Origin of the sequence: Phenylobacterium sp. (genome assembly GCF_030681155.1) — a bacterium.
Classification (GTDB): domain Bacteria; phylum Pseudomonadota; class Alphaproteobacteria; order Caulobacterales; family Caulobacteraceae; genus Phenylobacterium.
The window spans coordinates 38335-48923 of sequence record NZ_JAUXXE010000015.1 but is presented as its reverse complement, the minus strand read 5'-3'; the positions used below and the strand labels follow the sequence as shown (position 1 = coordinate 48923).

Genomic DNA, 10589 nt, shown 5'->3' with positions numbered 1-10589 from the left:
CGTCCGACATGGCGGGCACATAGGCCCCGCCGGCGGTGCAGGAGCCCATGACGCAGGCGATCTGGGCGATGCCCTCGGCGCTCATCCGGGCCTGATTGTAGAAGATGCGGCCGAAGTGGTCGCGGTCGGGAAACACCTCGGCCTGGTGCGGCAGGTTCGCCCCGCCGCTATCGACCAGATAGACGCAAGGCAGACGGTTCTGCATCGCCACTTCCTGGGCGCGGAGGTGCTTCTTCACCGTCGTCGGGAAATAGGCGCCGCCCTTTACCGTGGCGTCGTTGGCGAGGATCATCACCTCGCGGCCTGCGATCCGGCCGATGCCGGTGATCAGGCCCGCGCCGGGGGCTTCGTCCCTGTACAAACCATGCGCAGCGAGGGCGGCGACTTCCAGGAACGGCGAGCCGGGATCCAGCAATCGCTCCACGCGCTCGCGCGGCAGCAGCTTGCCGCGCGAGGCGTGGCGTTGGCGCGACTGTTCAGGGCCGCCCAGGGCCGCACGGGCCGCGCGCTCGGCAAGCTGCGCCACCAGCGCCCGATTGTGGATGTCGTTGGACTGGAAGGCGGGGCTTGCCTTGTCGATGGCGGTGGCGAGTTTGGTCATGCGCCCAGCAGTTCCCGGCCAATGAGGAAGCGACGGATCTCGTTGGTTCCGGCGCCGATGTCGTAGAGCTTGGCGTCGCGGACCAGGCGTTCCACCGGGAACTCCTTGGTGTAGCCGGCGCCGCCCAGGGCCTGGACGGCCTCCAGGCTGACCTTCACCGCGTTTTCCGATGCGAGCAGGATCGCGCCGGCGGCGTCGAAGCGGGTGGTGAGGCCCGCGTCGCAAGCCTTGGCGACGGCGTAGACGTATGTGCGGGCTGAGTTCAGGGCGACGTACATGTCGGCGATCTTGCCCTGCATCAGCTGGAACGAGCCGATCGGCTTGCCGAACTGCTTGCGCTCGCGGACGTAAGGCAGAACCACGTCGAGGCAGGCCTGCATGATGCCCAGCGGCCCGCCGGCCAGCACCGCGCGTTCATAGTCGAGGCCGCTCATCAGCACCCCGGCGCCGCCGTTCAGCGGGCCGAGCACGTTCTCTTCCGGAACCTCGCAATCCTCGAACACCAGTTCGGCGGTGTCGGAGCCGCGCATGCCCATTTTGTCGAGCTTGGGCGAGACGGAAAAGCCCTTCATGCCCTTCTCGATCAGGAAGGCGGTGACGCCGCGGCTGCCTTCTTCCGGCGAGGTCTTGGCGTAGACCACCAGGGTGTCGGCGTGCGGGGCGTTGGTGATCCAGAACTTGGTCCCGTTCAGCACATAGCGGTCGCCGCGATGCTGGGCGTGGGCGCGCATGGAGATGACGTCAGAGCCGGAGCCCACCTCGCTCATGGCCAGCGAGCCGACGTGCTCGCCGCTGATCAGCTTGGGCAGGTACTGACGCTTTTGCTCGGGGCTGCCCCAGCGGCGGATCTGGTTCACGCAAAGATTGGAGTGAGCCCCATAGGAGAGGCCCACCGAGGCCGAAGCGCGGGACACCTCTTCCATCGCCACCACGTGTTCCAGGTAGCCGAGTCCGAGGCCGCCGAACTCCTCCTCGACCGTGATCCCGTGCAGGCCAAGCTCGCCCATCTGGGGCCACAGCTCGCGGGGGAAGGTGTTGGTGGCGTCGACCTGAGCGGCGATGGGGGCGATGCGGTCAGCGGCGAAACGCGCGGTGGTTTCGCGGATCGCCTCGGCGGTCTCGCCGAGGCCGAACTGGAAGCTGGGGCCGGACATGTTCGATCTGCCTTCTGGAGGGCGTCTTGGGACAACCTCGCAAAACTAGCGGCTCGTGAACAATCCACAAAATTGAACGATCATGATCAACATGATAGATATCGCCTATCATGGATCGCTATCTGCTCCGCTACTTCCTGGCCATCGTGGAGACCGGGAATTTCAGCCGGGCGGCGGCGCGCGAGAACGTGGCTCAGCCCACCTTGTCGGCTGGGATCGCCAAGCTGGAAGGTCAGCTTCAGGCCCGGCTGTTCGACCGCACCAATCGCCGGGTTCACCTGACGCAGGCCGGCAGCCGGTTTCTGGTCCACGCCCGCCGCATCGAGCATGAATTCAATCTCGCCCAGGCCTCGGTGTCGGGCGCGGCGCAGAGCGAACTGCTGCGGGTTGCGGTGCTGTCGACGATCCCGACCGGTCTGTTGGAACAGGCGTTGACGCAGCGCGTCGCCGGCGATGAGAGCCTTGAACTGCTGGAGGGCTCGGAGCGTGAGGTGATCAGTCTGTTGGACCGAGGTCGGGCCGACGTGGCGCTCACCATCCTGCGCCCCGCAACCGACAAGTTCGCCAGCGAGCGGCTGTTCGAGGAGGGCTATGGCCTAGCGCTACCGTCCACTCACCGCCTAGCCGAGGCCGCGTCGTTGCGCGGCGAGGAGCTGGCCGACGAGGTGATGATGGTGCGCAGGCATTGCGAGGTGCTGGCCGAAACCAGCCGTTACTTCACCGACCGCAATGTCCGCCCCGCCTTCAGCTATCGCGGCGTGAACGACGATCGGGTGATGGCCATGGTGCGCGCGGGGCTGGGGATCACCGTCATGCCTGACAGCTATCGCGAGGCCGGGGTGGCGCGGGTGAAGCTGGAGGGCTTCACGCCGCGCCGGATCGTCGGGCTTTGCTATGCCGGCCCGGCCGCCCGCTACCGCACTAGCGGATTTGTGCAGGCGGCTCGGGAGCTGGCGCCCGCCTAGTCCTTGCGGAACTTCAGCTGGCCTTCCGTGGTGGTGATCACCAGGGCGCCGTCCGGGGTGAAGCTGTAGGTGGTCGCGGTTTCAAGAGAGCGAAGAAACTTGCCTTCCTGGTTCATCAGGGCCGGATCGCAAGCCATCATGGTCGAACCCATCTTCCCGAGGCTTAGGGCCGAGCCCTTGACCGACCAGCTTCCGAAGAAGCGGTTGCAGCCGCCTGAGCCCGAGGCTTGGCCATCGGGGCCGAGCTTCAGGGTGACGTTGGAGCGATCAATGATCCCGCCCCCGAGCAGATCTTCCAGTTTCCATTCGGGGCCGGCGATCATGCCGCCGCCCACGGGTGGCGTCGTAGCGCAGGCGGTCGCCATCAGTGCGACGACGCCAAGAGCTGCGAGCGTTCGCATCAGTTCCACCGCGAGCAAAGGACGTCGGCCAGATATATCCGCCCACCAACGGTTTCGGCGGCGCTGTTTCGGGCGCTGACATAGCCCCTCGAGCGGCAGAAGTTCTCAGCCTCACGGGTGATGCAGGCCGCCGAACCGCCTTGAGTGTTGCAGGCGTCGATGCGTCGACCGCGCGATTCCGGCGCGGGGAAGAACTCGGCCGCCATGCCGCGCAGCGACTGACCGCCGCCGCCGGGGCCAGGGAGCGGGCCGAGACCGGGACCGGGGTTCGGCGGGATCGAGCGAGCCGGGCGAATGGAGCCGATGCGGGTGATGCCGAGCTGGCTGGTGAGGTTGGTGCTGCTGCCGGTCAGGACGGTGCAGCGACCCATGAAGTGGCGCTGCTCGCAGACTTCCCACGAGCTTCCGCCACCCATCCGAATGCTGCGCGGCTGCCAGCTTGCCTGAAGGATGGGGGTCTCGCGGGTGATGGTGAGACTGCGGCCCATGAAGTTGGTTGCCGAGAAGAGCTGGGCGTTCGGAGCCATCCGATCCTGGGCCACCGCCGGCGCCGATGCGCCGAGCAAAATGACCGACGCAAGTATTAGCCGAGACAGCATTGGAATCTCCCAGAGGATGCAGACTTGACGCCTAGAATGTTCAAGCGTCGCCGTAGTTCCTGCAAGGGTTGAATAAAGCCAGGTCTCGGCTGCTGGGCCTCAGACCTTGAGGTCTGAGATGACCACAGTCATGTAGCGCGCATCTGGGCCATAGCCGGCGACCTTGGCCTTCAGCTCTTCCGACAGATTCTCGGCTGGCGCGTAGCCCAGCTTTTCCCAAAAGCTCCAGGCGCCTTGGACGGCGATCAGGTCGCCGCGCACTAGCCCAAGTTTCAGAGCGGCGTCTGCCGCCGAGCGCACCAGGGCGTGACCGAGGCGCAGTCCCCGGGCCTGCGGCGTGATCGCCAGGTCATGGATGAACCAGTTGTCTCCGGGCGGCGGCGGGGGCAGCGCTCGGCCGATGGGCGGAGGGCTGGCCGCGGGCCAGGGGTGGCTGAGAATGTAGGCCACCAGTTCGCCGTCGGTGAAGGCGCCCCAGCAGCAGGTCGGAGCGACCGTCAGGCGGCTGCCCAGTACGTCTTGGGTCTCTCGAAAGAGCGGTTCGAAGACGCTGCTTTGGATCGCAGTCAGCGCCGGCAGGTCGCCCTCGGTCAGCGGCCGCAGTTCAGGAACGTTCATGTCAGCCTCGTTTCGCGGCCATAGCGATGACCATGGCCGACACAGAGGGGCCTATAGAGCATTCGGCTTCTGAACGGGACCTAGACGGCGCGGTCGCCTGACGATGATCTGGCTGGTTGATTGCCCTTTGCGGTTCCCGAGCGGTATGCAGCCTGCAGGTGAAACGGCGCGCAAGCGCGAGAGGTGCAAGGCCATGAGCGTTGAAATTCTCCAGCAGCATCGGGTTCATGGCGGAACCTTGAGCTATTGCCGGCACGCCAGCGCCGCCACCGGGACACCGATGCGGTTCAGCGTTTTCGTGCCACAAGTCGATGGGCCGGTCCCCTACCTGATCTGGCTGTCGGGCCTCACCTGCACTGAGGACAATTTCACCACCAAGGCCGGCGCCTATGCCGCCGCCGCCAAGGCTGGCGTCGCTATCGTCGCGCCCGACACCAGCCCGCGTGGTGAAGGCGTGGCCGACGATCCGGCCTATGACCTTGGGCAGGGCGCGGGCTTTTATGTCGATGCCGTACAGGCGCCATGGGCGCCGCACTTCAAGATGGAGAGCTATATCGTCGCCGACATGATCGCGGCGGTGGAGGGCGCGTTCCCGCTGGATCCCTCGCGACGTGGGGTGTTCGGCCATTCGATGGGTGGACACGGGGCGCTGACCCTGACACTTCGGCATCCAGAGTTGTTCAAGGCCGTCTCGGCCTTCGCCCCGATCTGCTCGCCGACGCAGTGCGCCTGGGGACAGAAGGCTTTCGCCGCCTATCTCGGTCCTGACGAGACCGCCTGGCGCGAGCATGACGCGGCGCTGTTGATCGCAGCCGGCCGGGCGCGGGTCTCGGAGATCCTAGTCGATCAGGGAACCGCGGACAATTTCCTGGCCGAACAGCTCAAGCCGGAACTATTGGCGGCTGCTTGCGAGACGGCGGGCGTGGCCCTGACCCTGCGGATGCAGGAGGGCTACGACCACTCGTACTTCTTCATCTCAAGCTTCGTGGCCGATCACGTGGCCTGGCACGCCGAACGGCTCTGAGGATCTAGCCGTGCCGGGCGAACACCTTGGTGCGGCCCTTGGCGTCGAGCAGCAGCAGGGTTTCGTAGGCTTCGGTCTTGCCGCCCGGAACTTCCATGCCGGGCGAGCCGATCGGCATGCCGGGGACCGTGATGCCCAGCGCCTTGGGGCGTTCGGCGAGCAGACGGACGACATCCTTCGGGGGCACGTGACCCTCGACAACATAGCCGCCGATCAGGCCGGTGTGGCACGAGGACAGGCGGAACGGCACGCCATGCCGGGCGCGGATCGGCGCGAGATCCTCCACCTCGATGACTTTCGGGCTAAATCCCGCGCGGATCATGTGGGTGATCCAGCCCTTGCAGCAGCCGCAGTAGGGCGTCTTGTAGACCGTGATGCTGCGGGTCGCGGCCTGGGCTGATCCACCGGCGGCGATGGCGGCGGTCAGGCCCAGGATCAGGCCCCGGCGGGGCAGGGCGGCGGCGATGGCGGTCATGCTTGGCGTCCGATTGCGTCAGTCATGAAAGATACGCGTCCGGCGCCGTCATCCCTCAGTTGAGGGTTTCGCCGTTGCGTGGCGTATATCAGGTGGGACGTTCTCGGAGTTTTCGATGAGTCAGCCATTGGACGACCTGATCGCCGGCCTTCGGGCCCAGGCGCCGGATCGCGATCTTAGCCAGTTCGAGCCCACCGTGTGGCGCGCGATCGCCAGTTCGCGTCCGCAGCGCGGCGCGTTCGGCGCCTTCATCCCTCTGCGGACCGCGGCGGTCGCCATGTCGCTGATCGTGGGCGTCGCGGTTGGCGGGGCGTCGGCGGCCGTCGCGGCGGCGCGGCCGGTGGAGACGTCGGTCTTCGCCGTGAACGTACAGTTGGCGCCCTCGACCCTGCTCGGCGGTGGCCGTTGAAGAGCCTGCGCGGACTTCTGCTGACCCTCGTCCTGGTCGCGTTGGCGGCGGGATTGGGCGCGTGGGGCGGGGCGAGATACGTGCTGCGGGCCGAGCAGGAGCCATCGCTGCACACGTTCCTGCACGACAAGCTCAATCTCAGTTCCGACCAGAAGGCCAAGCTCGATGTCCTGGAACGCGACTTCGCGGTCCGGCGCAGCGCTCGCGAGGCTGAGATGCGCTTGGCGAACGCCGAGTTGGCGGCCGCCATTGAGGCCAAGCACCAGAATTCTCCCGAAGTGCAGAGCGCAATCGAGCATTTCCACGATGTGATGGGCGAGCTCCAGAAGGAGACCATCGTTCACATCCTGGACATGCGGGCGATCCTGACCCCTAACCAGGCCGCGATCTTCGACAAGCGCGTGTCAGAGGCTCTGACCGAAGAGACGAAGTGAGCGACCCGGACGACGCGACGGACGCCGAACTCACGTCACGGGCGCTGGCGGGAGAGGACCGCGCTTTCACTCTGCTGATGCGGCGTCACAAGGATGGCCTCTATCGCTTCGTGCGCCGCTATGTCGGTGAGGCCGACACCGCCTATGAAGTGGTGCAGGAGAGCTTCGTCGCCGTCTGGAACAATCTGGCCCGCTATGATGGCGCGCGGCCGTTCGGCAGCTGGCTGCGAACCATCGCCCTGAATAAGTGTCGCGACCGCGGGAGGCGTGAAAGCGTGCGCCGACTGGTGTTCGGAACCCGGACGCTGGAGAGCGAGGCGGTCCTGGCCAAGGCGGACCAAGGCCCCGGCGCCGAGGCGATCTTGATCGGCCGCCAGCGCCAGGTCGCCCTTGATCGGGCGATTGCGTCACTGCCGGCCAAGCTGAAAGAGCCGTTGATCCTCACCTGCTTCGAGGACCTCTCTCATCAGGCGGCGGGCGAACTGCTGGGCGTGTCGGCCAAGACGATCGAAACCCGGGTCTATCGGGCGCGCCGGAAACTGAGCGAAGCGCTCGGCTTGAACGAAATCGACCCGGCGGTCTGAGGGGCGCGCGCGGCGCGTGCGTATCTATCATATGCCGCGACTTGACCCTCCCACGGTGGGAAACCTCATTTTTCCCTGATCATGACCAACAGTACCCGTACCGGCCGCCACACGCGGCCCTCTTACTTGCTTGTGAGGACCGCCTGACATGAGGGACTTCGATCGCCGCCAGCTCTTGCGTGGCGCGTCCATGATCGGTGGAGGGATGGCCGTCAGCGCCATGCTGCCAAGCTGGGCGCAGAGCGCTACGCCTGGCCTGGTTTCGACCCTGCCGACGGTGTCGGGCGAGAACATCGCCATGACCATTGGCCATACGCCCTTCAAGGTCGATGGCCGCATGGGCCACGCCGTCACGATCAATGGCACAGTGCCGGGACCGCTGGTCCGGCTGCAGGAAGGCCAGAATGTTCGGTTGGCGGTGACCAACCGCTTGGACGAGGACACCTCGATCCATTGGCATGGCTTGCTGCTGCCGTTCCAGATGGACGGCGTGCCCGGCGTCAGCTTTGCCGGAATCAAGCCCGGCGAGACCTTCAACTACGAGTTCAAGGTCCGCCAGAACGGCACCTATTGGTATCACAGCCACTCCGGCCTGCAGGAGCAGATGGGCCATTATGGCCCCATCGTCATCGACCCGGCCGGCGCCGACCCGGTCGCCTATGACCGCGAGCACGTGGTCGTGCTGTCGGACTACAGTTTCATGCATCCGCACACGATGATGCGGAAGCTGAAGGCCCATGCCGGCTACTTCAACATGCAGAAGCAGACGGTCGGCGGCCTGTTACAGGGCAAGGATCAGCCGCTGAACGACCGCGTGGAGTGGTCGAAGATGCGGATGGATCCGACCGACGTCCTCGACGTCACCGGCTCGACCTACACCTTCTTGATCAACGGCCATGGGCCAAAGGACAACTGGACCGGTCTGTTCAAGCCCGGCGAGCGCGTGCGCCTGCGGTTCGTCAACGCCGGCGCCATGACCATCTTCAACGTCCGTATCCCGGGCCTGAAGCTTAGCGTGGTCCAGGCCGACGGCCAGAACGTGCGGCCGGTCACCGTCGACGAGTTCCAGATCTCGCCGGCGGAGACCTACGACATCATCGTCCAGCCGACCGAAGACCAAGCCTACACCCTGGTGGCCGAGGCCGCCGACCGCTCGGGCATGGGCCGCGCCACCCTTGCGCCGCGCCCGGGCATGGTCGCCGCCGTCCCGCCGCTGCGCGAGCGTCCGCTGCTCAACATGCGTGACATGGGCATGGATATGTCCGGCATGGCGGGCATGGATCATGGCGATATGGATCACAGCGCGATGATGCTGGATCCGCGCAACGCGCCGCAGGTCAAGACCGGCCCTGGGGTGCAGATGATCTCGCCGATGCCGGCCGATCGCACCGGCGATCCCGGTCAGGGGTTGGAGAATGTCGGCCACAAGGTGCTGGTCTATACCGACCTCGCCTCGCTGGACCCGAACCCCGATCCGCGGCCACCGGCGCGTGAGATGGAGATCCATCTCACCGGCAACATGGAACGCTTCATGTGGTCGTTCGACGGCGAGAAATACAGCGAGCTGAAGGCCCCCATTCCATTCCGCTTCAACGAGCGGGTCCGGGTGGTGTTGGTCAACGACTCGATGATGGCGCACCCCATCCACCTGCACGGCCACTTCTTCGAGGTGGTCACCGGAAAACCGGGGCACAATCCGCGCAAGCACACGGTCAATGTGCTGCCGGGCGGCAAGGTCGCCTTCGACCTGACGGCGGACGAGCCGGGGGACTGGGCGTTCCACTGCCACCTGCTTTTCCACATGCACGCCGGCATGTTCAACGTCGTCACCGTGCGGCCGCTCGATGGAGGCACCGCATGAACCGGTTGATGTTGATCGGCTTGGCGCCGCTCGTCCTATCCACCCCCGCCTTGGCGCAAATCGACCACTCGCAGCACGCCGCGCCCGTCGCCGATCCGCACGCCGGGCATGTCATGTCCGCGCCCGCGGCTCCAGCCGACCCGCATGCGGGGCACGCGATGCCGGCCGCGCCTGCCGCGGCCGATCCCCATGCTGGTCACGACATGTCGGCCATGCCGGCGGCCGCCGATGATGTAGTGATCGGGACGCAGCCTGCGCCTCCGGTCGCGACGGACCGGGCCGCTGAGCGTTTCTACAGCCCAGAAGCTATGGCCGCCGCACGGGCGCAACTGGCGCTCGAGCACGGCGGGAGCACGGCCTGGAAGGTCATGATCTCGACCGCCGAAATACGTCCCCAGTCGGGCGATGATGGCTATGGCTGGGAAGGTGAGGCTTGGTATGGCGGCGACGAGCATCGCTTGGTGCTGAAGTCGTCGGGCGAAGGCGTCCTGGGCGGCGACCTGCACAGCGCTGAACTCCAGGCGCTCTATTCCCGCCCGATCGGTCCCTATTTCGACTGGCAGGCCGGGGTCCGCCACGACTTCGAGCCCGGCCCCCCGCGCACCTATGCGACACTCGGCTTCGAAGGGGTCGCGCCCTATTGGTTCGAGCTCGAAGGCGCGGCGTTCCTGTCCGAGAAAGGCGACCTCTCGGCGCGGCTGGAAGGCTCCTACGACCTCCGCCTGACCCAGAAGCTGATCCTTGAACCCCGAGCCGAGCTTAGCCTCGCCGCTCAGAAGGTTCGTGAGTTGGGCGTCGGTTCGGGCGTCACCGACACCGAGGTTGGCCTACGCCTGCGCTACGAGTTCCGGCGCGAGTTCGGCCCCTATATCGGCGTCATGCATGAGCGGAAGTTCGGCGAGACCGCCGATCTGGCCCGCGAGGCGGGCGAGGACCGCGACAGCACCACCTTTGTCGTCGGCGTGCGCGCCTGGTTCTAGCGCCCGCCAATACCCCAATCATTCCGCGGCTAGAGCCGCGTCTATCTCTGGAGATTGAAATGAAAACCATCGTTCTGGCGCTCGCCGCCTCGTTCGCCCTGACCACCGCCGCCGCCGCCCAGCACGCCGGGCACGGCGATCACTCGGCCCATGCCGCGGCGCCCGCCGCCGGCACGGTCGAGGGTGTCGGCGTCGTCAAGAAGATCGACGCCAAGGCCGGCACGGTCACGCTCGCCCATGATCCGATCAAGGCGCTGAACTGGCCGGCCATGGTTATGCCGTTCAAGGTCGCCGACAAGGCGCTGCTCGGTCAGATGAAGGTCGGCGCGAAGATCCGCTTCCAGCTCAATGGCCAAGTGATCGTCGGCGTCCGCCCCTTCTAGTCGCCTATCCTGGCGGCGGCGCGAGGTTCGCTCGCCGCCAGGCTCTCTTGCGAAGCGTGCCCCGCCGCGACGGCATGTCGCGACAAAATGAGGGATCGCGC

The 10589-nt window shown here is 66.2% G+C and carries 14 protein-coding genes; 8 read left to right on the top strand and 6 right to left on the bottom strand.

The genetic code is table 11. The features are described 5' to 3' along the window. Positions 1-601, bottom strand: a 601-nt coding sequence (locus tag Q8M13_RS02695) for a carboxyl transferase domain-containing protein (RefSeq protein ID WP_305298075.1), incomplete at its 3' end; no start/stop codon positions are given. Beyond that, on the bottom strand, positions 598-1755 hold the full coding sequence (locus Q8M13_RS02690; RefSeq protein ID WP_305298074.1) for an isovaleryl-CoA dehydrogenase: 1158 nt from the start codon (positions 1753-1755) through the stop codon (positions 598-600). The genes Q8M13_RS02690 and Q8M13_RS02695, both read right to left, overlap by 4 nt. A gap of 110 nt (positions 1756-1865) precedes the next feature. On the opposite strand from Q8M13_RS02690, the gene Q8M13_RS02685 reads away from it, so the two are divergent. Then, positions 1866-2720: a LysR family transcriptional regulator gene (locus tag Q8M13_RS02685; RefSeq protein WP_305298073.1), complete on the top strand. Its 855-nt coding sequence runs from the start codon at positions 1866-1868 to the stop codon at positions 2718-2720. On the opposite strand, the gene Q8M13_RS02680 is transcribed toward Q8M13_RS02685, so the two are convergent. The 3 genes from Q8M13_RS02680 to Q8M13_RS02670 all read right to left on the bottom strand — a co-directional run bounded on the left by Q8M13_RS02680 (position 2717) and on the right by Q8M13_RS02670 (position 4338). Next, positions 2717-3121 carry an META domain-containing protein gene (locus Q8M13_RS02680; RefSeq protein WP_305298072.1) on the bottom strand — a complete coding sequence of 135 codons (405 nt, stop codon included), beginning with the start codon at positions 3119-3121 and terminating at the stop codon, positions 2717-2719. The two genes, Q8M13_RS02685 and Q8M13_RS02680, sit on opposite strands and share 4 nt — an antisense overlap. Continuing rightward, entirely contained in the window at positions 3121-3720 is a 600-nt protein-coding gene (locus Q8M13_RS02675; RefSeq protein ID WP_305298071.1) for a beta/gamma crystallin-related protein, read from the bottom strand. Before Q8M13_RS02675 ends, Q8M13_RS02680 begins: the two co-directional genes overlap by 1 nt. Before the next feature lie 99 nt (positions 3721-3819). After that, positions 3820-4338 carry a GNAT family N-acetyltransferase gene (locus Q8M13_RS02670; protein ID WP_305298070.1) on the bottom strand — a complete coding sequence of 173 codons (519 nt, stop codon included), beginning with the start codon at positions 4336-4338 and terminating at the stop codon, positions 3820-3822. Positions 4339-4531: 193 nt separating this feature from the next. Here Q8M13_RS02670 and fghA point away from each other — a divergent pair, with 193 nt between their 5' ends. Continuing rightward, positions 4532-5362 carry an S-formylglutathione hydrolase gene (fghA, locus tag Q8M13_RS02665; RefSeq protein ID WP_305298069.1) on the top strand — a complete coding sequence of 277 codons (831 nt, stop codon included), beginning with the start codon at positions 4532-4534 and terminating at the stop codon, positions 5360-5362. A 4-nt stretch (positions 5363-5366) separates the two neighbouring features. Here fghA and Q8M13_RS02660 read toward each other — a convergent pair whose 3' ends face one another. Then, on the bottom strand, positions 5367-5837 hold the full coding sequence (locus Q8M13_RS02660) for a DUF411 domain-containing protein (RefSeq protein WP_305298068.1): 471 nt from the start codon (positions 5835-5837) through the stop codon (positions 5367-5369). A gap of 115 nt (positions 5838-5952) precedes the next feature. Between Q8M13_RS02660 and Q8M13_RS02655 the strand changes: the two genes are divergently transcribed. The 6 genes from Q8M13_RS02655 (at position 5953) to Q8M13_RS02630 (ending at position 10488) form a co-directional block, all read left to right on the top strand. After that, the gene (locus Q8M13_RS02655) at positions 5953-6246 is read left to right on the top strand and encodes a hypothetical protein (RefSeq protein WP_305298067.1); all 294 of its coding nucleotides are present in this window, start codon (positions 5953-5955) and stop codon (positions 6244-6246) included. Continuing rightward, positions 6243-6680 (top strand): Spy/CpxP family protein refolding chaperone, encoded by a 438-nt coding sequence (locus Q8M13_RS02650; RefSeq protein WP_305298066.1) that lies wholly within the window; start codon positions 6243-6245, stop codon positions 6678-6680. The genes Q8M13_RS02655 and Q8M13_RS02650 overlap by 4 nt, the downstream gene beginning before the upstream one ends. Beyond that, positions 6677-7264, top strand: a complete 588-nt coding sequence (locus Q8M13_RS02645) for an RNA polymerase sigma factor (RefSeq protein WP_305298065.1) — start codon at positions 6677-6679, stop codon at positions 7262-7264. The genes Q8M13_RS02650 and Q8M13_RS02645 overlap by 4 nt, the downstream gene beginning before the upstream one ends. Before the next feature lie 148 nt (positions 7265-7412). Beyond that, positions 7413-9125 carry a copper resistance system multicopper oxidase gene (locus Q8M13_RS02640; protein ID WP_305298064.1) on the top strand — a complete coding sequence of 571 codons (1713 nt, stop codon included), beginning with the start codon at positions 7413-7415 and terminating at the stop codon, positions 9123-9125. After that, complete coding sequence (locus Q8M13_RS02635) at positions 9122-10105, top strand: copper resistance protein B (protein WP_305298063.1); 984 nt, start codon at positions 9122-9124, stop codon at positions 10103-10105. Before Q8M13_RS02640 ends, Q8M13_RS02635 begins: the two co-directional genes overlap by 4 nt. A 59-nt stretch (positions 10106-10164) precedes the next feature. Beyond that, positions 10165-10488, top strand: a complete 324-nt coding sequence (locus Q8M13_RS02630; protein WP_305298062.1) for a copper-binding protein — start codon at positions 10165-10167, stop codon at positions 10486-10488. Positions 10489-10589 lie beyond the last annotated feature (101 nt).

Bases quoted from the DNA above. Each gene is read 5' to 3' on its own strand.
- Q8M13_RS02635 (WP_305298063.1), top strand. From the start codon at position 9,122: ATGAACCGGTTGATGTTGATCGGCTTGGCGCCGCTCGTCCTATCCACC.
- Q8M13_RS02670 (WP_305298070.1), bottom strand. From the start codon at position 4,338: ATGAACGTTCCTGAACTGCGGCCGCTGACCGAGGGCGACCTGCCGGCG.
- Q8M13_RS02660 (WP_305298068.1), bottom strand. From the start codon at position 5,837: ATGACCGCCATCGCCGCCGCCCTGCCCCGCCGGGGCCTGATCCTGGGC.
- Q8M13_RS02630 (WP_305298062.1), top strand. From the start codon at position 10,165: ATGAAAACCATCGTTCTGGCGCTCGCCGCCTCGTTCGCCCTGACCACC.
- Q8M13_RS02690 (WP_305298074.1), bottom strand. From the start codon at position 1,755: ATGTCCGGCCCCAGCTTCCAGTTCGGCCTCGGCGAGACCGCCGAGGCG.
- Q8M13_RS02685 (WP_305298073.1), top strand. From the start codon at position 1,866: ATGGATCGCTATCTGCTCCGCTACTTCCTGGCCATCGTGGAGACCGGG.
- Q8M13_RS02680 (WP_305298072.1), bottom strand. From the start codon at position 3,121: ATGCGAACGCTCGCAGCTCTTGGCGTCGTCGCACTGATGGCGACCGCC.
- Q8M13_RS02675 (WP_305298071.1), bottom strand. From the start codon at position 3,720: ATGCTGTCTCGGCTAATACTTGCGTCGGTCATTTTGCTCGGCGCATCG.
- fghA (WP_305298069.1), top strand. From the start codon at position 4,532: ATGAGCGTTGAAATTCTCCAGCAGCATCGGGTTCATGGCGGAACCTTG.
- Q8M13_RS02640 (WP_305298064.1), top strand. From the start codon at position 7,413: ATGAGGGACTTCGATCGCCGCCAGCTCTTGCGTGGCGCGTCCATGATC.
- Q8M13_RS02655 (WP_305298067.1), top strand. From the start codon at position 5,953: ATGAGTCAGCCATTGGACGACCTGATCGCCGGCCTTCGGGCCCAGGCG.